The sequence below is a fragment of the Sphingobacterium sp. UT-1RO-CII-1 genome, from assembly GCF_026711005.1.
In the GTDB taxonomy this organism is placed as follows: Bacteria; Bacteroidota; Bacteroidia; order Sphingobacteriales; family Sphingobacteriaceae; genus Sphingobacterium.
In genome coordinates this window covers 122,500-145,837 of the sequence record NZ_JAPPVJ010000006.1, presented here as the reverse complement: position 1 = coordinate 145,837, position 23,338 = coordinate 122,500, and the positions used below count along the sequence as shown (strand labels likewise).

20 protein-coding genes are annotated in these 23,338 nt (G+C 39.7%); all 20 read left to right on the top strand.

Going from position 1 to position 23,338, the window contains the following annotated elements; translation table 11 throughout:
* Positions 1 to 73 precede the first annotated feature (73 nt).
* The 20 genes from rfbB (at position 74) to ORI89_RS14165 (ending at position 23,328) form a co-directional block, all read left to right on the top strand.
* A complete protein-coding gene (gene rfbB / locus ORI89_RS14260) occupies positions 74 to 1,123 on the top strand; it encodes a dTDP-glucose 4,6-dehydratase (protein ID WP_268231172.1) in 1,050 nt (349 codons plus the stop codon).
* A gap of 129 nt (positions 1,124 to 1,252) precedes the next feature.
* Positions 1,253 to 1,600, top strand: a complete 348-nt coding sequence (locus ORI89_RS14255) for a four helix bundle protein (protein ID WP_268231171.1) — start codon at positions 1,253 to 1,255, stop codon at positions 1,598 to 1,600.
* Between the two features lie 204 nt (positions 1,601 to 1,804).
* On the top strand, positions 1,805 to 2,371 hold the full coding sequence (rfbC, locus tag ORI89_RS14250; protein WP_268231170.1) for a dTDP-4-dehydrorhamnose 3,5-epimerase: 567 nt from the start codon (positions 1,805 to 1,807) through the stop codon (positions 2,369 to 2,371).
* A 661-nt stretch (positions 2,372 to 3,032) separates the two neighbouring features.
* Positions 3,033 to 4,049, top strand: a complete 1,017-nt coding sequence (pseB, locus tag ORI89_RS14245) for a UDP-N-acetylglucosamine 4,6-dehydratase (inverting) (protein ID WP_268231169.1) — start codon at positions 3,033 to 3,035, stop codon at positions 4,047 to 4,049.
* 3 nt (positions 4,050 to 4,052) lie between these two features.
* Positions 4,053 to 5,249 (top strand): UDP-4-amino-4,6-dideoxy-N-acetyl-beta-L-altrosamine transaminase, encoded by a 1,197-nt coding sequence (gene pseC / locus ORI89_RS14240; RefSeq protein ID WP_268231168.1) that lies wholly within the window; start codon positions 4,053 to 4,055, stop codon positions 5,247 to 5,249.
* An 8-nt stretch (positions 5,250 to 5,257) separates the two neighbouring features.
* Entirely contained in the window at positions 5,258 to 6,277 is a 1,020-nt protein-coding gene (locus tag ORI89_RS14235; protein WP_268231167.1) for a GNAT family N-acetyltransferase, read from the top strand.
* 24 nt (positions 6,278 to 6,301) lie between these two features.
* Positions 6,302 to 7,357, top strand: a complete 1,056-nt coding sequence (pseI, locus tag ORI89_RS14230; RefSeq protein WP_268231166.1) for a pseudaminic acid synthase — start codon at positions 6,302 to 6,304, stop codon at positions 7,355 to 7,357.
* Positions 7,358 to 7,591: 234 nt separating this feature from the next.
* A complete protein-coding gene (locus ORI89_RS14225; protein ID WP_268231165.1) occupies positions 7,592 to 8,068 on the top strand; it encodes an adenylyltransferase/cytidyltransferase family protein in 477 nt (158 codons plus the stop codon).
* A gap of 28 nt (positions 8,069 to 8,096) precedes the next feature.
* Complete coding sequence (gene rfbD / locus ORI89_RS14220) at positions 8,097 to 8,975, top strand: dTDP-4-dehydrorhamnose reductase (RefSeq protein ID WP_268231164.1); 879 nt, start codon at positions 8,097 to 8,099, stop codon at positions 8,973 to 8,975.
* Between the two features lie 95 nt (positions 8,976 to 9,070).
* Entirely contained in the window at positions 9,071 to 9,544 is a 474-nt protein-coding gene (locus ORI89_RS14215; protein WP_268231163.1) for a hypothetical protein, read from the top strand.
* Positions 9,545 to 9,571: 27 nt separating this feature from the next.
* Positions 9,572 to 10,432 carry a glucose-1-phosphate thymidylyltransferase RfbA gene (gene rfbA / locus ORI89_RS14210; protein WP_268231162.1) on the top strand — a complete coding sequence of 287 codons (861 nt, stop codon included), beginning with the start codon at positions 9,572 to 9,574 and terminating at the stop codon, positions 10,430 to 10,432.
* Positions 10,433 to 10,575: 143 nt separating this feature from the next.
* Positions 10,576 to 13,080, top strand: coding sequence for an SLBB domain-containing protein (locus ORI89_RS14205; RefSeq protein ID WP_268231161.1), 2,505 nt, complete (start codon positions 10,576 to 10,578; stop codon positions 13,078 to 13,080).
* A 3-nt stretch (positions 13,081 to 13,083) separates the two neighbouring features.
* On the top strand, positions 13,084 to 14,157 hold the full coding sequence (locus ORI89_RS14200; protein WP_268231160.1) for a lipopolysaccharide biosynthesis protein: 1,074 nt from the start codon (positions 13,084 to 13,086) through the stop codon (positions 14,155 to 14,157).
* A complete protein-coding gene (locus ORI89_RS14195) occupies positions 14,157 to 15,329 on the top strand; it encodes a nucleotide sugar dehydrogenase (protein WP_442800888.1) in 1,173 nt (390 codons plus the stop codon). Before ORI89_RS14200 ends, ORI89_RS14195 begins: the two co-directional genes overlap by 1 nt.
* A 135-nt stretch (positions 15,330 to 15,464) precedes the next feature.
* Positions 15,465 to 16,781, top strand: coding sequence for a nucleotide sugar dehydrogenase (locus ORI89_RS14190; protein ID WP_268231297.1), 1,317 nt, complete (start codon positions 15,465 to 15,467; stop codon positions 16,779 to 16,781).
* Positions 16,782 to 16,983: 202 nt separating this feature from the next.
* Complete coding sequence (locus tag ORI89_RS14185) at positions 16,984 to 18,444, top strand: hypothetical protein (protein ID WP_268231159.1); 1,461 nt, start codon at positions 16,984 to 16,986, stop codon at positions 18,442 to 18,444.
* Complete coding sequence (locus ORI89_RS14180; RefSeq protein ID WP_268231158.1) at positions 18,426 to 19,373, top strand: glycosyltransferase family 2 protein; 948 nt, start codon at positions 18,426 to 18,428, stop codon at positions 19,371 to 19,373. Before ORI89_RS14185 ends, ORI89_RS14180 begins: the two co-directional genes overlap by 19 nt.
* Complete coding sequence (locus tag ORI89_RS14175; RefSeq protein ID WP_268231157.1) at positions 19,355 to 20,359, top strand: nitroreductase family protein; 1,005 nt, start codon at positions 19,355 to 19,357, stop codon at positions 20,357 to 20,359. Before ORI89_RS14180 ends, ORI89_RS14175 begins: the two co-directional genes overlap by 19 nt.
* 1 nt (position 20,360) lies before the next feature.
* Positions 20,361 to 21,491, top strand: a complete 1,131-nt coding sequence (locus ORI89_RS14170) for a polysaccharide pyruvyl transferase family protein (protein WP_268231156.1) — start codon at positions 20,361 to 20,363, stop codon at positions 21,489 to 21,491.
* A gap of 820 nt (positions 21,492 to 22,311) precedes the next feature.
* Positions 22,312 to 23,328 (top strand): glycosyltransferase family 2 protein, encoded by a 1,017-nt coding sequence (locus ORI89_RS14165; protein ID WP_268231155.1) that lies wholly within the window; start codon positions 22,312 to 22,314, stop codon positions 23,326 to 23,328.
* Positions 23,329 to 23,338: the final 10 nt, after the last annotated feature.

Below are 23,338 nucleotides of genomic sequence, written 5' to 3'. Positions count from 1 at the left end.
TACTGCAAGCACTCGTCGCGCGTACGTTAATCTTCAAAGGTGGTTTATTAATGCTTTAATTGTAGATTTGATCATGCAAAAAACAATTGTAATTACTGGTGGAGCGGGTTTTATAGGCTCGCATGTTGTTCGCGAATTTGTTGTTAAGTATTCTCATTACCGGATAGTTAACCTCGATGTGTTAACGTATGCAGGCAATCTAGAAAATCTTCGGGATATAGAAGATAAAGAGAATTACACTTTTGTTAAGCAAGATATTAGAGACTTCGATGGGGTTCTTTCTCTATTTAGGGCGTTAAAGCCTGATGCGGTCATACATTTAGCGGCAGAGTCGCATGTTGATCGCTCTATTTCAGACCCTACTTCTTTTGTCACGACTAATGTATTAGGGACAGTAAATTTGCTTAATGCTGTTCGTGAAGTCTGGGCAGGTAACTATGCGGGGAAACTTTTTCATCATGTTTCTACGGATGAAGTCTATGGCACTTTAGGTGATGTAGGTCTGTTTACCGAAGAAACAAGTTACGACCCACACTCTCCTTATTCGGCTTCTAAAGCAGCTTCTGATCATTTTGTTCGGGCATATCATGATACCTATGGTCTACCTATCGTTATTACCAATTGCTCTAATAATTATGGGCCAAACCACTTTCCAGAAAAGCTCATTCCGCTTTGTATCCATAATATATTAAACAATAAGCCTTTACCTATCTACGGCGATGGAAAGTTTACGCGCGACTGGCTTTACGTTGTCGATCATGCACGTGCTATCGATTTGGTGTTTCATGGTGGCCGTCATGGTGAGTCCTATAATGTCGGTGGCTTCAACGAGTGGCAAAACATCGATCTGGTTAAAGAGTTATGCCGGCAGATGGATGAAAAGCTAGGTCGCCGCGCAGGCACTTCAGCGCAGCTGATCACCTTTGTTAAAGATCGTCCCGGTCATGATTTGCGCTACGCCATTGATGCCACCAAGATTAACAGAGAGTTAGGTTATACACCTACGGTCACTTTCGAAGAAGGGCTTTCACATACTATTGATTGGTATCTTGCGAATCCCGATTGGTTGGCCAATGTCACTTCAGGTGCCTATCAGTCTTACTACGAGCAGCAGTATAAATAGGGTTAATTTAGTAGGGTTTAGAGGGTTAATAAGGTTAATAGGGTTTATAAGGTTTAGAGGGTTAATAAGGTTAATAAGGTTTAGAGGGTTAATAAGGTTTAGAGGGTTAATAGGGTTATAAAGTAAGAGATGGCTAGTCATAAGGATTTGAAGGTTTGGCAGGAGTCTATGGACTTGGTGGTTTCTGTTTACGAAACGGTAAGGTTTTTTCCTAAAGAAGAGGTGTACGGTTTGACTAGTCAAATTAAGCGTGCTGCGGTTTCAATTCCATCAAACATAGCAGAAGGGGCTGGGCGACAAAGTCAGGCGGAGTTTATCCGTTTTCTTTATATCGCTTTAGGTTCAGCTAGCGAGCTAGAAACACAATTGGAATTAGCTTTTCGTTTAGGCTTTATAGCAGATTTATCTACATTTCAAACTAAGATGAATTATATCAAAAGTATGCTTTCTAACTTGATAAAGTCACTAAAAAACTAATTCAAAACTTCTCAACTCTATCCACCCTATGAACTTTCTCAACTTTCTCCACTTTATCAACTCTATCAACCTTCTCAATTATATACACCCTATCAACTCTTTCAACTTTATCAACCTTCTTAACTTTATACACTTTATCAACTCTATCAACCATCTTAACTTTATCAAATCTATACACCCTATCAACTACATAAAATACAAACAATGAAAGCTACAGAAACTCTATTAAAAGGTTGTTTTATTTTAGAACCGAACGTTTTTGAAGATGATCGAGGCTACTTTTTCGAGAGTTATAATTCGCATAGCTTGGCGTCGGTTTTGGGTTTTTCCCCTACTTTTGTTCAAGACAACCAGTCTAAGTCAAGCTACGGGGTTGTCCGGGGTCTACATATGCAAACCGGAGAGCATGGGCAGGCTAAGTTAGTTCGTGTGCTCGAGGGCTGTGTGCTTGATGTTGCTGTCGATGTGCGGAAAAATTCGTCTACATTTGGGCAATTTGTCGCTGTAGAGCTTTCTGCTGAAAATAGAAAGCAACTTTTTATTCCCCGTGGTTTCTTACACGGCTTTTCCGTCTTATCGGAAACGGCTATTTTTTCCTACAAATGCGACAATTTCTATCACAGAGAGTCTGAAAATGGCATTCATCCTTTAGATGCTGATCTAGCTATTGACTGGGGCGTCACTTCTGGTCAAATCTTACTGTCCGATAAAGATCGGGAAGCGCAGTCTTTTGCGGCCTTTCGTTCGGTTTTGAATAGCTGCGAGCGGTAAAATTCATATTCTCCTTAATATTTTGTATATTCTGCCTTTTAGCAAGCAGAAAATCGCCAAAATGCATCCTTACGAGCAAGCGTGACGCAGAGAAAAAGAAACACAGAGACATAAACACAAAACAGGAACGACCTTGGATGCTGTCGCGTAAAGAAAGCAATCAAAAAAGACCGAACAGAATGGGTTTGGAAAGCGAAACAGCATCCCAGTCTTGATTTTTGTTTCCTTTTTATCAAGAAAAAGGAATATAACATAGCGTAGTAATCTACGTTTTATTGTTAAGCAGTACTGAAAAAGTAAAAGAGAGATCGTCGCCCTGTGCTCGCGATGACGCGAAGGAAAGAAAGCAACTAGGAGCTACCTCGGATGCTGTCGCGTAAAAAAGTAGTGAATAAGGTCTAAAAGAATGGTCTTCGGAGGCGAAATAGCATCCCTACCAACTTGAGGCGTATTCTTACGACGACGATAGTTTACAATAAACATGTTTTCTGCCTGCCGGAGCCCGAAACTCCGCATTTCATGGGGCAATTAAAGCGAGGCTGCTAGAGTCTGCTCTCCTTACCAATCCCAATTTTTTATACAATAAGCTGTATTTATCTGTTTCAGGTCGGTATCAGTCTTTTTTGTGCTTTACTCCTGTATTGGAATTTAAATTTTTTATATGCATCTATTACACAACAAGTCACTCTTAATTACCGGCGGCACGGGCTCGCTGGGCAAAGCGCTTACCAAGCATATTTTAGCTACTTATCCCGAGATTAAGCGACTCATTATTTTTTCGCGTGATGAGCAGAAGCAATACCAAATGGCTCAAGAATACCCTGCTGATCTCTATCCGCAAATACGTTTTTTTATAGGTGATGTTCGGGACAAGGAGCGTCTTGTACGTGCTTTTAAAGGAGTGCATTATGTTGTGCACGCTGCCGCTATGAAACATGTGCCTATTGCAGAGCATAACCCCGACGAATGTGTGAAAACAAATATTCACGGTGCTCAAAATGTTATCGACGCCTGTTTAGACACACAGGTCGAGCGCGTTGTTGCACTTTCTACCGACAAGGCCTGTGCGCCTATTAATCTCTATGGTGCTACGAAATTGGCTTCCGATAAACTTTTCGTCGCTGCTAACAATATAAAAGGCGAAAATCCCATACGTTTTTCTGTTGTTCGTTATGGCAATGTTATGGGGTCTAACGGTTCGGTCATTCCTTTTTTCATACAGAGACGCTCGGAGGGAGTGCTTCCTGTTACGGATGTCAATATGACTCGTTTTAATATTTCGTTGCAAGGTGGTGTCGATATGGTTATACATGCTTTAAAGCATGCTTGGGGCGGCGAGATTTTTATACCTAAAATTCCTTCTTATCGCATTGGTGATGTGGCGGAAGCCGTAGGTCCAGCCTGTGAAATCCGTGTTGTTGGCATACGCCCTGGCGAGAAAGTGCACGAAGAAATGATTACGCCCTCCGACTCCTTTTTTACTTACGATCTGGGGCAATATTACACCATACTTCCTGCCGAGCCCCGTTGGAATCTACAGGAGTTTTTAGAAACATTCGAGGGTACAAAAGTACGTGATGGTTTTGCCTACAACTCAAGAGACAACTCCGAGTGGGAAACTGTCGAAAGCTTGCGCAGATTAATCAAACAGCATGTTGACTCTACTTTTACAGTTTAAAATATGACACAAGTAAACGAAAAAATTATTCCTTATGGTCGGCAGCATATCACCGACGATGATATTGCGGCTGTTGTAAAGAGCCTACGTTCTGATTATTTAACACAAGGGCCCGAGATAGCGCGTTTCGAACATAACTTCGCTGCCTATGTTGATGCTCCTTTTGCACTTAGTGTTGCCAATGGTACAGCTGCTTTACATCTTTCTGTTTTGGCTTTGGGGCTACAGCCTGGTCAGAAAGTTATTACTACCACCATCACATTTTCGGCTACGGCCAATGCTGTGCGCTACGCTGGCGCTGATGTACATTTTGTAGATATAGCTCCCGCTACCAATTTGATCGATATAGCCGCCATTCGGCAATTACTGGCTGATTCGCCTAAGGGCACCTATGCTGGTATTATTTCTGTTGATTTTGCCGGCCGTGCAGTCAATTTGCAAGAGTTGCGTCTACTGGCTGATGCCTACGATATGTGGATCATATCCGACTCTTGTCACGCTCCTGGTGCTTATTTTATAGACGAGCAGGGGCGCGAGCAGCTTTGCGGTAATGGTCGTTTTGCCGATCTTACTGTTTTCTCTTTTCACCCTGTCAAGCATATTGCCTCGGGCGAAGGCGGGATGGTAACAACGCGTCATGCGCATCTTTATCAACAACTATCCAAGCTCCGCACACATGGTATTACCCGTGCTGCCGACGATTTTCTGAACAGCGTAGCTTTGGCTGGTGGCGGCGAAGACTATCCAGCCTGGTATATGGAAATGCAAGAGTTGGGTTTTAATTATAGGCTTACCGATTTACAGGCCGCTTTGGGCAATAGCCAGTTGCAGTGTGCGGCGCAAGGGCTGGTTCGGAGGCGTGCTCTTGCGGCGGTATATACGGCAGCCTTTACTGGCAAAGACTATGTGTATAACCTTTCCGGCGATGTAGGTGGGCACGCCTACCATCTTTACGTTCTCGAAGTGAAAGATCGTTTAGGGCTGTACAATTACTTACGCAGGCATCATGTTTTCGCTCAGGTACATTATTTTCCTGTACATCTTATGCCCTACTATCAAGCTCAGGGCTGGCGCGAGGGTGATTTGCCCCAGGCAGAAGCATATTATAAAAACTGTTTGAGCTTACCTTTGTTTCCTACATTAAGCGATAGCGATCAGGAGCGTGTCATTCAGCTCATCGAGTCGTATTATGTAAAGTAATTACACCTATGAAGAAGTTTCCTTACCAATATAAAGCTTTGCGCGTCAATAAACAGTTTATAGGCGATTATCAGCTGGTGCCTATTCGTTACGGCGATAGGCACCTGATACGAAAGTGGCGCAATGAGCAGCTGTATCATCTGCGTCAGGTCGAGCCACTTAGCGAAGAGCAGCAGAACCGTTATTATCAAGATGTTCTTGCGCCTTCATTCCGTCAGGAGCGGCCGGCTCAGCTGCTGTTTTCGCTACTTCGTCGCAACGAGTGCATAGGCTATGGCGGTTTGGTACACATCAACTGGCGCGATAAACATGCAGAAGTTTCTTTTCTTATGAAAACTGCATTAGAAAAAGAGCAATTTGAGTCCCTTTGGTCTATATTTTTACAGTTGTTACAGCCCTTTGCTTTTGAGGGTTTAGGTCTTCATAAAATATTTACCTATGCTTATGATCTTCGCCCGCGTCTTTATCCGGCTTTAGAAGAAAGTGGCTTTCAGCAGGAAGCCCGTTTAGAAGAGCATTGTTTCTTTGCTGGCCGTTATGTTGACGTGCTTCTCCACGCCAAGGTTGATAGGTTTACCTTTCGCCGGGCTGTTATCACCGATATTGATGTTACTTACCGGTGGGTCATCAGCCCCAAAACTCGACTTTACTCTTTCAACCCCAACGATATCAGCTACGAAGAGCATATGAACTGGTTTCCCGACAAAATCGATAGTAGCGATTGTTTATACCTCATTCTTGAAAATATTCTGGGTACGGCTCTAGGCTCCATCCGTGTCGATCGTAAGGATGGCGAGGGGCTGATCAGTTATGTCGTCGACGAAAACTATCATGGGCGCGGCTTGGGTACGCGCCTGGTGGTTCTCTTGCTGGAATACCTAGCGCAAGACACCTCTTTTGATGCATACCCGCTGGTGGCTTATGTCAAAAAAGACAATGCCGCATCGGTGCGAATCTTCGAAAAGCTCGGCTTTAGCCGGGAAGAGCTTGTTTCCTCCTATAAGTTTGAGCTTTTAGGGACGAATTAAGACATATTTTTAAAAAAACAACTTATGCATATTGGACATTATGCTATCCATAAGGATAGCCCTGTATTTATTATAGCCGAACTTTCGGCCAACCACAATGGTAGCTTAGACACCGCTGTTGAAACTATTCGTGCAGCTAAGCGTGCCGGTGCCGACTGTGTTAAGCTGCAAACCTATACGGCTGACACCATAACTTTGAACAGCTGCAAGCCTGATTTTATGGTCAAAGGCACGGTCTGGGACGGTAAAAACCTTTACGATCTTTATCAGGAAGCCTATACGCCTTGGGAGTGGCATGCGCGCCTTTTTGAAGTTGCTCATGAAGAGGGGTTACTTTGTTTTTCATCTCCTTTCGATGCTTCTGCTGTCGCGCTATTGGAGTCGTTGGATGTGCCAGCCTATAAAATTGCTTCGTTCGAAATTACCGATATTCCGCTTATCGAGCTTGTTGCATCTAAAGGTAAACCTGTTATTCTATCTACCGGTATAGCTGGTCATCAAGATATCGAGCTTGCTCTTGCTGCCTGTAGGCGTATGGGCAACCATGATATTGCGCTTCTAAAGTGCACATCGTCTTATCCTGCCCCTATAGAAGAAGCAAATATATCTATGGTGCGCGATTTTGCCGAGCGCTACGGCGTCATTGCAGGCCTTTCCGATCACACGATGGGTAGTGTGGTCCCTGTAGTGGCTACTGCTTTTGGTGCCAAAATCATCGAAAAACACTTTATACTCGATCGTTCCATAGGTGGTGCCGACGCTTCCTTCTCTATGAACGAGGGCGAATTTGCCGATATGGTACGTGCGGTGCGTGCGGCTGAGCAAGCTATCGGGCGGGTCGATTATACACCTACTCCAAAGCAGGTTCAAGGGCGCGACTTTGCCCGTTCGTTATATATTGCAAAGCCCATACGTCAAGGCGAGAAGCTCACATCGGCACATGTGCGTTCGGTGCGCCCTGGCTTTGGGCTGCATCCTCAATATTACTCGGAAGTTATCGGACGGGTTGTTACCCAAGATTTAGAACTTGGCGACCGTTTAAGCTGGCAAGTCCTTGCGAGGGCTGATGGGCAGGGTTAATTTTTGTTAATGCACAGTTATTTTAGGTATAATTCTTTACTTTTGTAAGTGGGTACTAACCTTTTGGGCTTTTTTTATCCTTTTACATCTTTCTCAGGTGGTGTAAGGAGCTCAATGTTGGCATTAAGTTTGTTTGTGTTAGGCTTATTAGCCTCATAAAAAAGCCTATGGTCAGTATATTGTATTCAGCACTGCTGACGCGTTGAGGATAATAATTATAATTAATTTAAAATAATGATAAAAGAAGAGATTGTTAAAGCTACAGACGATTATAATCCCGGTCCGCGCGTCGGGATCACTTTTTCCACCTTCGACCTGCTTCATGCCGGTCATATCATGATGTTAGCCGAGGCCAAGCGGCAGTGCGACTATCTCATCTGTGGTTTGCAAATGGACCCCACCTTGGACCGCCCGAATAAGAATAAACCTACGCAGACTGTGGTCGAGCGTTATATACAGTTAAGGGGGTGCAAGTATGTCGACGAGATTGTCCCTTACTCTACCGAGCAGGACCTGGAAGATATCTTGCGTTCTTTCAAGCTCGATGTGCGAATCGTGGGCGATGAATACATAGATAAAGACTTTACCGGGCGCGCCTATTGCGAAGAGAAAGGTATAGATCTTTATTTTAATAGCCGCGACCATCGTTTTTCCAGTTCGGGCCTACGTAAAATTGTGGCCGACAAAGAGGCCGAGAAAAACGGGAAGTAAGTCGTTAGTAAAATATCATCATTTATATATGTGCAGTATGCCTACAGGCAATGAAAAGTTGAAGCTCCTCATTACAGGAGCTTCTGGTCAATTAGGCTCTGAGCTTAAAGAGCTGCTCGTGGATGATCCATCTTTTGACTGTTTTTTTCTGGACCGTAAGGCTCTTCCTTTGGAGCATACGGCTCTTATACAGGATGTGCTGGGCATGTATCAGCCCAATGTTATTATCCACACGGCGGCCTATACCGCTGTGGATAAGGCGGAGAACGAGCCCGATCTGGCCGATCGGGTCAATCATCTAGGCAGTGAAGAGATAGCGAAGTATTGCAGGCTGCACGGTGTTAAATTAATCGCTATCTCTACCGATTATGTTTTCGATGGTGCTTCCAGTACACCTTTAAGCGAAGATGCTCCTACTATGCCAATAAACACTTACGGCCTTACCAAGCTCAAAGGCGAGCAGGCTATTCAAAAGTGGGCTCCTGATAGCGTCATTATCCGCACTTCGTGGGTATATTCTTCATATGGTAACAATTTCGTCAAAACGATGATTAAACTTATGAAATCTCGCGATGAGCTTTCTGTGGTCAACGATCAGGTGGGCTCGCCCACTTACGCCCAAGACCTGGCTTTAGCTATTGTTAGCATCTTGCTGCCGGAGCGTTGGGTGTCTGGGGTTTATCACTACTCCAATGCAGGTCAGGCTTCCTGGTATGATTTTGCAGTCGCCATCCGCGATCTGGCTGGTTTATCCTGTGCTATTCAGGGGGTCAGTACGGCCGATTACCCTACTGTAGCCAAACGCCCTGCTTACTCGTTATTGGATAAAACCAAAATTAAGGCAGTTTATGGAGTGCTGGTCCCGGCTTGGCGCAGTAGCTTAGAGCGGATGTTGGGCAAAGCATGAGGTCTCGTAGTCCATTTTTTAGGGATTATAATGCTAGATTATTTACTGTAATTAAAGCATGAGTTTATGCATTTTTATATAAGAATAAAATAAATATGTTTTTTTTATTAGCGGCAGGTTTTTTGGCTATACTGTTTTTATGCTTATTAACATTTTATTATGTCGATAGGCAGCAATGCATGCATTATACAAAAAACATGAGTCTCTCTGTAGATATTAAATTTTCTGTAGAAGATCAAGGTACACAGGCAAATCAGCAGATTATAGCTTTGATAAGTCTAGCAGATAGCAAGCCTACTGTTCGTTCGGTAATGATAAAAGAAATGAAGTTTAAAGATGGTTTTTTTCTGTCAAAAAAAACTGTTGGGCAGTTCGATTTGGTTAAGTATGCTCCTTTGTCTGTACCTTTACAATTAGGGCGCTTCACTAAACAAGAGGTTGCAGCAAGAGCTATAAAAGTACATTTTTATGGTGTCTATCGACATGAAAATGGGTATTTAAAATCTTTTCAAGCCTGTGTTGTGTGCAATATAGCTGATGAAGAGTTTCAGTCAAGTTTACTGAGTTAAGGTTTTTTTTTCGATTAAATTTATCTTATGAAAGGAATTATATTGGCCGGAGGGTCTGGTACACGTCTGCATCCTTTGACATTAGCTGTCAGCAAACAGCTGATGCCTGTGTACGATAAGCCCATGATCTACTATCCACTTTCCACCTTGTTGTTGGCGGGTATTAATGAAATCCTCATTATATCGACACCTGAAGATCTGCCCCATTTTCAAAAGCTATTGGGCGATGGTTCGCAGCTTGGCTGTCAGTTTTTTTATAAAGAGCAGCCTAGGCCCGAGGGCTTAGCGCAAGCTTTTATCCTGGCAGAAGAGTTTATCGGTGATGATAAAGTAGCGCTTATCTTAGGCGACAATATATTTTATGGTTCGGGTATGTCCAAGCTTCTGCAATCCTGCGCAGACCCGGACGGGGCTTATGTTTTTGCCTACCCTGTCCATGATCCTCAGCGCTATGGCGTTGTCGAGTTTGATGCCCATCGTCAGGTGCTGTCTATTGAAGAGAAACCCAGTGCGCCTAAGTCCAACTATGCTGTTCCAGGGCTGTATTTCTACGACAATGCTGTCGTTGATATCGCTAAGAGCATCAAGCCTTCTGCCCGTGGCGAGCTAGAAATAACGGACGTAAATAGCGCGTATTTGAAGCAAGGTAAGCTCAAGGTCGGTGTTTTCGATCGTGGCACAGCTTGGCTCGATACCGGCACGGTGCAATCGCTTATGCAGGCAGGGCAGTTTGTGCAGGTCATCGAAGAACGGCAGGGGATGAAAATTGGTGCTATTGAAGAGGTCGCCTACCGTATGGGGTATATCGATAGTGAGCAATTATTGTTTTTGGCAGCGCCTTTAGAGAAGTCGGGTTATGGCGAATATTTAAAACGTATTGCGCGCTAGCTTTGCGTCGTTTTTTTCGAGGTATATGAAATAAAAATCCGATATTTGCCCCTTACTGCTCACTTTTATGGTTTTTTGTTGAAAACATTGCGCAGTAGCCACTTTATACCAGAGAGGATAATTTTATGCTTTTAAAGAGATATATGATTAAACAATTACCGAAGATATTTTTAGCGACATTTTTTCTTTGTTGCCTCATGTTGGCACAAGGTGTGGCACAGGTGCAGCAGGCTGAAGATTTGTCGAAGGTGCGTGTCGATGAGCTCTCTGATGTGCAGGTGCGCCAGTTTATGAAACAGGTGCGCGATTCGGGCTTGCCCGACTCTCAACTGGAGCAAATGGCTACCGCAAGAGGTATGCGCGCTAGCGAAGTCGCCAAATTAAAAGAACGACTTTCCAGATTAGAAGTTACTAGTCCAGAGAAGGTTAAAAGTAACACTAATAAAGTAGGGCGTTCTGCAGCTGCTACAGACACTTTATCGAAGAATGAAGTCGATTCTTTGCAGCAATTATTGCCCAAATCGCAGGTTTACGGGCACGATCTTTTCCGCAATGCGAACCCGCAGTTTGTCCCCAATTTAAAAATAGCTACGCCCAAATCCTATGTTATTGGTGCCGGCGATCAACTGTTGATCGATATCTATGGCGATTCGGAGGTTTCTTATCAGCTTGAGGTCAGCCCCGATGGTAAAATCAACATTCCCTATGTTGGGGTGCTTGCTGTTGCCGGTACAGACATCGCGCAAGTCACTTCACGCATCGAACAATCGCTTTCTTCGGTTTATTCCGGTATTTCGTCCGGGCGCACGAAAGTAGGCGTTTCTTTAGGCGATATCCGTAGTATACAGGTTGTACTTACGGGCGAGCTGGTTCAACCCGGCACCTATACCTTGCCGTCGGTAGCTAGTGTTTTCAATGCGCTTCATGCGGCGGGCGGACCCTTAGAAAAAGCTTCCTTGCGTAATGTCAAAGTATTTCGCAACAATAAACTGGTTTCTGAGCTGGATGTCTACGATTTTTTGCTCAACGGCAATTTGCAAGGTAATATCACGTTGCAAGATCAAGATATTGTACAGGTTTCGCCTGCTACCCGTCGGGTAGCTATCGATGGGGAGGTCAACCGATCTTTGTTTTTCGACACCAAAGAAGGCGATACCTTTCAAGACTTGGTGCGTTATGCAGGTGGTTTTACCCACAATGCCTATACGGCTCGAGTCGCTGTCGAGCGACTTACCAAGCGTGAAAAGCGTGTAGAAGATGTTTTAGAATCTCAGTTTGGGCAGTTTACTTTGCAGGCTGGTGATAGCTACCACGTGAGCGCTATTTTAGATCGTTTCGAAAACCGTGTGCAAATGTTGGGCGCTGTTTATAAGCCCGGTACTTACGAGCTTACGGCGGGCTTGTCTTTGTCTATGCTTATCAAAAAGGCCGATGGCTTGCGCGAAGATGCTTTCCTAAAGGTGGGCTATATCGATAGGCAGAAAGACAATATGGAGCCCGAGCGCATCAATTTTAATGTGGCCGAGGTTCTTGCGGGTACGCAGGAGGACATTCTGCTCCGCAAGGAAGATGTGGTGCATATTGCGTCTATTTTCGATCTGCGCGACCAGCAGACCGTCCGTATCGAGGGCGAAGTACGTTTCCCTGGTGTATATCCATATGCAGAGGGCACGCAAATACAGGAGCTTATTATGCTTGCGGGTGGCTTTAAAGAGGCAGCCTCGCGCTCGCGGATAGAGGTTTCTCGCCGGGTGCGCGATGGGGATGTTCTGAACCCTACGGCTACTACTGCCGAAATCTATCATTTGGATTTTGACGAAGATTTGGCCGGGTTGAACGAGCGTTTAAGTTTGCAGCCATTTGACTTAGTTGTAGTCCGTGCTAAAGAAGGCTACGAAACGCAGAAAAATGTGCGTATCGAGGGCGAGGTGCTTTATCCCGGCGTGTATACCATTCGTTCGAAAGACGAACGTATCAGCGACCTGATAGAACGTGCCGGTGGTTTAAATGCCTTTGCCTACGCCAAGGGGGCTTCCTTAAAGCGGGGAGGCGATCCAAATAATGGCACAACTCCTGCTGCTGATAGCCTGAGTGAGTCCGAAAAATTTGAGGCTCAAAAACTGGCGGAAGAAGAGCAGGAGCGCTTGGCCGAAGTTCAGGGCTTGGCTGTGCAAAATAATGCGGCTACGCAACGCACCTTATCACAAAGTAAGAAAAATAACTATGTGGGGGTTCGTCTCGACATTATTTTAGAGAATAACGGTTCTCGGGATAATATTTTCCTGGAGGATGGCGACGTGTTGTATATACCCAAACAGTTGCAAACGGTGCGTGTCAATGGCGAGGTGCTTTCGCCGGTTAACACTGTCTACCGTGAGGGGCTTTCTTTTAAAGATTACATTTCCCAAGCGGGGGGCTTCTCTTCCGAGGCTTTGCGTAAGAAGGCTTATATTGTTTATGCCAACGGTTCGGCGCGTAGCACAAAGTCGTTTTTAGGTATTAAAAGCTACCCTAAGGTCGAGCCTGGGGCCGAACTTTATGTGCCTCAAAAGCCTTACCGCGAGAAAATGAGCCCACAAGCCTGGATTGGTATGGGCACGGGGGTAGCTTCTTTGGCAGCAATTATTGTTTCTTTATTACGTAAATAAGCCATGGCAGATAAAGAAGTTATACAATCAAGTATCCCAGAAGAGGAAATCTCCTTAAAAGAACTTATTCTCAATCTGCAAGCTTGGGTGAAGTATTTATGTGGCAAATGGCTCATTATTTTACTTGTGGGATTATTTGGCGGAGCCATAGGTTTATTTATGTCTATTAATTCTAAGCCTACGTACATAGCTAAACTTAACTTCGTTTTGGAAGATGCTAAATCAGGTGGCTTAGGTAACTTAGGAGGATTGGCAGCTATGGCTGGTGTAAATCTTGGCACTTCAGGGGGAGGTCTGTTTCAGGGCGATAATATATTAGAGCTTTACAAGTCTAGGCATATGCTCACCGAGACGCTTTTAAGCCTTGTCGATGAGCAGGGTAAAGAACTGCTGGTCGATCGTTATATAGCCATGAATGAACTTCGTGAAGCTTGGAGCGGTAGCGATTTAGCAGATGTTAATTTTGACTTACCTCGTGCCAAGTTCACCTTGCAGCACGACTCCTTGATGGGCTTGTTGGTTAAAAATATTCGGGAGAATATATTAAATGTGCGGAAGCCCCATAAAACGCTGAGCCTGATCGAAGTTGAAGTCAAGGCTCCTGACGAAGTTTTTGCTAAAGTCTTTACTGAGACTTTGGTCAGCAAGGTGTCTGCTTTTTACGTCGATGGGCGCACGCAAAAGTCGCAGGAAAATTTGAATATTCTGCAACATCAGGCCGATTCTGTTCGCCGCGAGCTCAATCGGGCTATTGGCGGTGTGGCGGCTTCTGCAGATGCTAACCCCAACGCCAACCCTGCCCGCCAAGTGTTACGTGTAGGCTCTGCACAGCGACAGGTCGATGTACAGGCCAATCAGGCTATACTCACTGAGCTGGTGAAAAATTTAGAGCTAGCAAAAGTTACACTCAGAAAAGATGCTCCGCTCATACAGGTTGTTGATTCGCCAATTTTACCTTTAGAGCAAGAGCGCTTGGGCAAAGCTAAGGCTGTTGTGTTAGGAGGGCTAATTGCTGGTTTTCTCATTGTTGCGTTTTTAGTAGGTAGAAAGTATTATCAAGATATTATGAGTAGCTAATGATGATGAAAATAGCTGTTGTCGGTACGGGGTATGTTGGCTTGTCAAATGCTGTGCTTCTTGCACAACACAACGAAGTCGTGGCTCTTGATATTGTCGCTAGCCGAGTGGATATGCTCAATCAGGGGCTGTCTCCTATTGAAGATGTCGAGATAGCCGATTTTTTTCAAAATAAAAGTCTAAATTTTCGCGCTACGCTAGATTATCAGGAGGCTGTTATTGGGGCAGACTATGTCGTTGTTGCTACGCCAACTGATTACGACCCCAAAACTAATTATTTTAATACCCGGTCGGTCGAGCAAGTTGTTGAGGATGTGTTGGCTATTCAGCCTTGCGCTGTGATCATTATCAAGTCTACAGTTCCTGTAGGCTTCACGCATCAATTGCGAGAGCGACTAGGTGTGGATAATATCGTGTTTTCACCAGAGTTTTTGCGAGAAGGCAAAGCTTTGTACGATAATTTGTATCCGTCTCGCATTATCGTTGGCGAGCAGAGCGAGCGAGCGGAATTGTTTGCGAATCTTTTGCAGCAGGGCGCCGTTAAGGAAAATATTCCTGTCCTTTTCACAAACTCTACCGAAGCGGAGGCTATCAAGCTATTTTCTAACACTTACTTAGCTTTACGTGTTGCTTATTTTAACGAGCTCGACAGCTATGCCCAGATTTATGGTCTCAATACCCGGCAGATTATCGAAGGTGTCGGTCTCGACCCTCGTATTGGTAATCATTACAACAACCCTTCTTTTGGGTATGGTGGTTATTGTTTGCCCAAGGATACCAAGCAGCTGTTGGCAAACTACGATACCGTGCCCAACAATATTATTCAGGCTGTGGTCGATGCAAATCGCACACGGAAGGACTTTATAGCTGATTCTATTTTGGCCAAGAAGCCTAAGGTGGTCGGCGTATACCGTCTGATTATGAAGTCCGGGTCTGACAATTATCGAGCTTCCGCTGTGCAGGGCGTCATGAAGCGTATCAAAGCAAAGGGAGTTGAAGTAATTGTCTATGAACCTGTTTTAGAAGAAGAGTTGTTTTACGGTTCGCGTGTGATTCGCGATTTGGAAGCCTTTAAAGCTGAGGCGGATGTTATTATTGTCAACCGTATCACCGAGGAGGTTGTTGATGTACAGGATAAAATATATACAAGAGATTTATTTGGTAGTGATTAGTTTAAATTATATCGTCATTGGGAGTATGCTAGGTAATCTTAAAAATATCAACCGCCCATTTAAAATATGTAGGGTTTAAAGATGTCAAGAGTTCAGCAAAAAAATATAAAAAAAGCAACAAGCAGAAAACACAACATGATTAGCAATGAAAAAACACCAAATGATGTTGTAGAAAATGCTAAAATAGCAGTTGTCGGATTGGGGTATGTAGGCCTTCCATTAGCTATAGAGTTTGCTAAGAAGTATGATGTTTTAGGTTTTGATATCAATGAAGAGCGTGTAAATGAATTAAGCAGAGGTCATGACCGTACGCAAGAAGCAAATATCAATGATCTTAATCATGTGATACAACAAAATCAAGGGTGGGGACTATGTTTTTCTGCTGATATGGAAGATTTAGCAGAGCGCAACGTATATATTATTACTGTACCTACGCCAATAGATCAATTTAAAGCACCGGATTTAACACCATTACTTAAAGCGTCTGAAATGTTAGGCAGCGTTTTAAAAAAAGGTGATATTGTGATTTATGAATCTACTGTCTATCCCGGTTGTACCGAGGAGGATTGTGTTCCCGTTTTAGAAAAATCGTCTGGTTTAAAGTTTAATCACGATTTTTTTGTAGGCTATTCACCCGAGCGTATCAATCCTGGAGATAAGGTCAACACCTTGACTAAAATTGTAAAAGTTACGTCTGGTTCAACGCCAGAGATAGCGAAATATATAGACAATTTATACGCTTCTATTATTGGAGCGGGCACACATTTAGCCCCTTCTATCAAGGTTGCTGAAGCTTCTAAAGCGATAGAAAATGCACAAAGAGATGTTAATATTTCTTTTGTCAATGAGTTAGCTTTAATTTTTGATCGTATGGGTATCGATACACATGATGTGCTCGAGGCTGCGGGGACTAAATTTAATTTTCTTCCTTTTAAGCCTGGTTTGGTAGGAGGTCACTGTATTTCTGTCGATCCCTATTACCTCACTCATAAGGCGACGATGTTAGGCTATCATCCTGATGTTATTCTTTCGGGGAGGCAGGTTAATGACGCGATGGGTGAGTTTGTTGCACAAAAGACTGTCAAGCTTATGATTCAAAAAGACATCAAAATAAAAGGGGCGAAAGCTTTGATTTTAGGCTTTACTTTCAAAGAGAACTGCCCTGATGTGCGAAATACTCGAGTTATTGATATTTATCATGAATTGATTTCTTATGGCATAAAGGTTAATATATGTGACCCTTGGGCAGACCCTAAGGAAGTAGAGCAAGAGTATGGAGTCGTAAGTTGGGATGTTATTTCTAGTGCTGATCACTCATTTGATGCTATAATATTAGCTGTCGCTCACGAAGAATTTAAGCGACTCGACTTTAATAAATTAAAACATGATAACTCAGTTGTGTTTGATACTAAGGCCTTTCTTAGGAAAGATATGATTGATGGGAGGTTGTGAAAAAAGTGATTAATAATCCAAACCATAGCTTTTTTATATCGTTTTTTTTTGTACCTAATATGAGGTTTGATGTAAGTTATTATATTGTAGTTGATGATTTTTATAGATTTAATATCTAATTTTGTAGATGTCTTAACGTATGACGAATACTAATACAATAACTAAAAATACAATCTTTTTGTTTCTACGGATGTTTATCTCTATGTCGATATCATTGTATACATCAAGATTATTATTAGAGTTTTTGGGATTTGTAGATTATGGTATATATAATGTTGTTGGGGGGATTGTAATTTTTATTTCTTTTTTGCAGAGTTCAATGAGCTCCGCAACAGCTAGATTCTTGAATATTGCTTTGGCAAATGGTGATAAAGCTAATGTTTCATTAATATTTAATAACGCCATTATTATACACTTTTTCCTTTGCTTAGTAATTTTAGTAATAGGTGAGACGGTCGGACTTTATGTCGTAATGAATATATTGAATTTCCCAATAGAGAGATTTGAAGCTGTAAAAATAATCTATCAACTTTCGTTAATTACATCGTGTATTGCTGTATTGCAGATACCTTATTATGCCTTGCTAATTGCATATGAGAAAATGAGGATTATAGCCTACCTTGGCGTTGCTCAGTCTCTTCTAAACTTACTGGTAGTTTACTTAGTTAAACTTGGTTTAGGAGATAATCTAATTATCTATGCGTTAATGGTTTTTGTAGTAAGTCTGTTGATGAGAATTATTTATGTTATTTATTGTAATAAAAACATAGCTGAGAGTAAACTTGTTTTAAAGTTTGATAAAGAAATAGCAAAACCTATTATCTCTTTTTTTAGTTGGGATTTATTTGGTAATTTTAGTGTGGCGGCAAGAGGAGAGGGGGTTATGATTCTTTTAAACATGTTCTTTGGAGTAGTCATCAATGCTAGTACAGGTATAGCTAATCAAGTTCAAGGATTATTAAATAGTTTTATAGATAACTTTTTAATCGCCATACGACCACAGCTAGTGCAGAACTATGCAAGAAAAGATTATGATCGGATGTTTTCTCTTGTATTCATAGGCTCTAAGTTCTCCTTTCTATTGATGTTTATAATTTCATTGCCAATGTATTTGTACATGGAGATCATTCTGAAATTATGGTTGAAAAATATTCCAGCTTTTGCTGTTTCTTTTTGCAAGCTAATTTTAATTTTCACATTAATATCTGTGGTATTTAGAACAATAATGTTTTCGATTCATGCTACAGGACGAGTCAGAAGTATGAGTTTAATAAACGGAACTTTGTATGTATTAATCTTACCATTTTCTTGGCTCGCTCTTTATCTGGGAAAATCTCCTGATTTTGTCTTTATAATTAGCATTATATTTATGTTATCAGGTCAAATATCAAATACTTTTTTGTTAAAAAGATATATTAATCAATTTGATTTCATATTATTTTATAGAGAAGTAGTGCTAAGATGCTTTATTATTTGTATTGTAGGATATTTTCTTGTCAGGCATATTTCAGTTCAATTTAGTGAGAGTTTAATAAGTATTTTAAGCGTTTGTATAATTTCTTCATTGCTGGTTATGTTGTTAAGTTTTGGCCTTGGATTAAATAGTAGGGAAAGAAACCAGTTGATAGATTTAGTTGTTGATAAATGGAAAAAAATTTGTTAAGCATAATTACTCCGTGTTATAACGGCGAAACTTATATTTATAGATTGTTAGAATCAATTTTAAAGCAAACGTACCCTTTTGTAGAAATTATCATTATTAATGACGGATCAACAGATAATACAGAAGAAATTATTTTATCGTATGAGGATAGGTTTAAGCTAAAAGGGTATCAGTTTAAATATGTTTTCCAGTTAAACGGTGGTCAGGCAAAGGCTCTGAATACTGGATTGAGACTCTACACTGGAGAATATTTAACTTGGCCTGACTCAGATGATTTTTATATTTCAGAGAATGCATTAGAAGTTATGGTAAAAACACTACAGCAATCAGAGAATAATGTTGGATCAGTTCGAGCTTTTGCAAACATGTATTCAGAAAAATCTTTGTCAATTATTGGTAAATTAGGTAATCCTAAGACCCCATATAATCCTAATTTGTTTATGGACTGTGTTTTTGAAAACAACTTTTGGTTTGCTCCTGTTTGCTATATGGTTAAATCTGAATATGTTAAAGAATATGTAGGAGAAGCTATTGAAGTAAATAGAATTGGGCAAAACTTTCAAATGTTTATTCCACTATTTTGTAGTAAAGATACAATTACTATTAGAAAGTTATTAATGGGGTATTTAGTACGAGACAATTCTCATTCTAGAGATTTAGGTGATTTTTTTAATCAAGTAAAACGTCTTAAAGATATAGCCAATCTTAAGATCCGTTTATTAGAGAAAAACTGTTGTAAAAATAACAATATGCAAATAATTAGAGGAATTAATAATCTAAGCTTAAAAAAGGAAGTATTATTAATGGCTGATTTTAAGATGTTTTTCAAATCTGTTTCTTTACTTATCTCTAATTTCAGGTTATTATTTGACTCTAATTTTGTTAAATCATATTTTTATTTCTTAATGAGATGGAAAAAATTAAAATAATATTAAGGCCATATTATTATTGGTTGAAGCATAGATATGATTTGTATAGAAATTTTTATACTGATCTGAAAATTTTCAAGAAATATGCTTTAGTGTTCAATGTTAATAGCTTACATCATAAAGAGGCAGACCTTATTTTAAATTATCATAGTTTAGAAAAAGGTATGCTTTTTAAAGATATGAAGAAAGGGTTTGCTGCTTATCGTATTATAAATCTTCATAAAATATTAGAAGATTCAACATTGCAAAGAAATATCACACGTTCTCAAATTCGTGTAGGTTATGAAGTGATGTGCAAATATTATGAGTTACACTCTAATAAAAATTGGGACATAAGTGATTTTTATACATTAGAACAATATAAAGCTTATAAAAAGATTTTAGGAGCTTCTTACTCATGTGAATTTAGTGGTGTTTATGATTTTACTAGAGAAGCATTTTATGCTAATATTAATTTTTCTAATTTCGAACGTTTTGCATACTCAAGAAAGAGTATAAGAGATTTTACGGGAGAAAAAATAGAAGAGGATATTTTACGGAAAGTGATTCAACTAGCTAATACTGCGCCATCAGTATGCAATCGGCAAGCGAGTAATGTTTATTTAGTAGAGGAGAAGAAAAAGATAGACTCTTTATTGGAAATACAAGGAGGATTCGTTGGTTATACTGAGCATGTAGAACAGTTACTAATTTTAACAAATAATCGAGAGTATTATTATACAATCGGAGAGCGCAATCAATTTTACATTGATGGAGGTATTTATTTAATGAACTTACTATATGCACTTCATTTTTATAAAGTGGCAAATTGTCCTGCAAACTGGGGAAAGGAGGCAAAGGATGATAAAGCTGTATCACAGATTGTAGCAATTCCTGAATCAGAAAAAATTATTTGTATGATTCCAATAGGAATATGTAAAGATGAATTTAGAACTACGTTATCATTAAGGCGAGATAGTTGGGAAAATTTTAAGAAGTTGAAGTAATATGAAAAAGAAGATAGGAATATTAACGCAGTCATTAATCTCAAACTATGGTGGGATTTTACAAAATTATGCATTACAACGTATATTAGAAAAGTTGGGCTTTGAAGTTGAAACTATTAATAGAACTAGTTCTATTTCGGACTTCAAAATTACTATTCAGAAGATCAAACAATTACTTTTAAATCATCATAATAATAAAATTGTTTTTAACTATCAAAGAGACCTAATTATTCGAGAGAGCCAGCAATTTATCAAAACACATATTAATAAGTTCGATGTAGTCAATCCAACTAATGAAAAGTTACAGCATTGTGTTATAGAAAGGGGATATGATATTCTACTTGTGGGAAGTGATCAAGTCTGGAGACCTAAGTATGCGATTAATCTATTACATGACTTTATAAACTTTACTGATGATCCAAAAATAAAAAAGTTAGCTTATGCGGTTTCTTTTGGAACTAATGAATGGGAATATACAGAAGAACAAGGATATGAATGTAGTCAACTCGCAAAGAAGTTTAATGCTATTGGGGTAAGAGAAGATGATGCTGTGATTTTATGTAATAATTATTTTGGAATCACAGCCGAACATGTCCTAGACCCAACAATGTTATTGGAAAAAGAGGATTATTTAAAAGTAATTGATAAACGGGGTGTTAAGAAAAGGAAAGGTGTTTTTAATTATGTCTTAGATTCTGATGAAAAAAAAACAAATATAATAAACAATATTGCGGAATCGCTGGAGACTGAAGTATTTAATAATCATCCTAAATATAGTTTAGAAAATAATAAAGATATACCCTTCTCTTATGATAACTTTGGATACCCTTCTATTGAGGGGTGGTTAGCGAGTTTCCGGGATGCTGACTTTGTCATAACAGACTCATTTCATGGCACTGTGTTTTCTATTATATTTAATAAGCCTTTTATCAGTATTATAAATAAGGAGCGAGGTGTCTCTAGATTTGAATCATTGCTTAAACTATTTGGTTTAGAATCAAGATTAATTGATTCTAATGATAGTTTTAATGAAAGTTTTTTAAAATTTCATTATGATTATGAAAGGATTAACTTTAAAATAAATGAACTTAGAAGGGCTTCTTTAGAATTTCTATCAAAAAACTTGCGGTAAGGTAATAAATGTAATCATAAAATGACTATGTGTTGCTGATGGATGAAAAATTGAATAGCTTCGTTTACTTCTTTGAAAAGCTGATTTTTAAAATATGGATTTTTACGCTGTTTATGTATATGCTATACATATCACAAAGCTTACTTAAGCTATGAAGCATCTTTAAAGTTGGAATAAGAGTGATGACAACTGAGTGGTATTTATCAAATTAAAGTGAAGAATGTTTCTGGAGGGAGACTTCCTATGACTACAAGAGGGGGATAATGAACAGGATGGGAGATAAGGTTTAGATATTTTTATTTGTCTAATACGAACAATTGATAGAGTATGTGGAGTGTAAATTAGTTTTAGTTTTAGAATGGAGGAGATTGATGTTTCGGTATGTATATTTAGATTCAGAGAATTTTTAACATTTTACTCTCAGTAATTAGCTGTTTAAACGAGATGTTTTAGAAAAAAATTAGATAACCAAGTTAAAATTTATGATAATGATGTGTTTTATCATATTTAGAAAAGAACTATAAATAGAGTGTTTAGGGGCAACCTTTATTATTATTGAGATCAAGGATGAAGTGTCATGAAAAGTGAAGCAAGTCCTAATTAAATAGGTCGGAAATTCTCAAAAATATATGTTTGTAGTGTGTTTGAAATTTTAATAGTAGTTTTAATCGAAATGAAGTCTTTATTCAGCAAATTTCGATTGCAAAGAGCTATTGAAAGAAGTATATGATTTTATGGCATAAGTGTCTGGGCATAATGAATTGGAAGATCTTCTGTATTATTAAAAAAATAAAATTTTGTTAAGCTTCTTAGGTTTTGTATGAGAGTTTCTATTATTATACCTGTTTTTAATTCAGAAAAAACTTTAGAGCGATGTATTGACTCTCTTTTAGAGCAAAGCTACAGACATTTAGAAATAGTATTGGTTAATGATGGAAGTACAGATAATTCAGGCAATATATGTGATAAATATTCAAAAAAACATAATAATATATTGGCTTTTCATCAACCGAATAACGGCGTTAGTGCTGCAAGAAATTTGGGGTTAGATAATTGTAATGGTGATTGGGTATGTTTTGTTGATAGTGATGATTATGTTGGTAAAAATTATGTAGAATCGTTTTTATTAACAAATTTAGAAGAGACGGAATTGGTCGTGCAAGATATCGTCAAAATAGAAAGAGGGGATAGGCAAAGAACAAATGTTGGTCTATATGGAACATTTGAAATGCTAGATATAGCATATTGGATCCAATTCAACGCAATTTTGAAAAATGGTTATGCGGCTTGTAAATTATATTGTAAAAAAACAATAGATCGATATGGTTTGCGTTTTGATCAAGAAGTACGTTTTTGTGAAGATTTAATTTTTTATCTTAAATTTTTATCATCGATAGAGAAAGTTTCATTCGTAGATGAAGGGAATTATTTTTACGAAATTACTAGAGAATCAGCGACTTCAAAGATATTTCCATTTGAAGAGTATATGCTTACTATAGAGAAGTTAGACTCTGCCCTAGCAAAATATCATGAGAGCATACTTGAAACAGAACAGTATAAATTTTTGTTCGGTCTTTTGACATACTTAGCTTTACTGTCTGTCTTTAAAGATACTAATGGTAGATCATCGAATGATAGTATTGTGATGAAGTTAAGCGCACTTAGAGAATGTAATAAATTTATGTATTTGTCATATTATGTAGGACTCAGAAAGACAGCTATAATTGAAAATTTTTTCGTTGCTATGATTTCAAAGAAGAAGTTTAGTGTGGTTCGTGTAGTTTTTCCATTGTATATGTCTTTTTTGGAATTTGCTAGAAAAATTAGAAGGTTTTAAAGATTTTAGA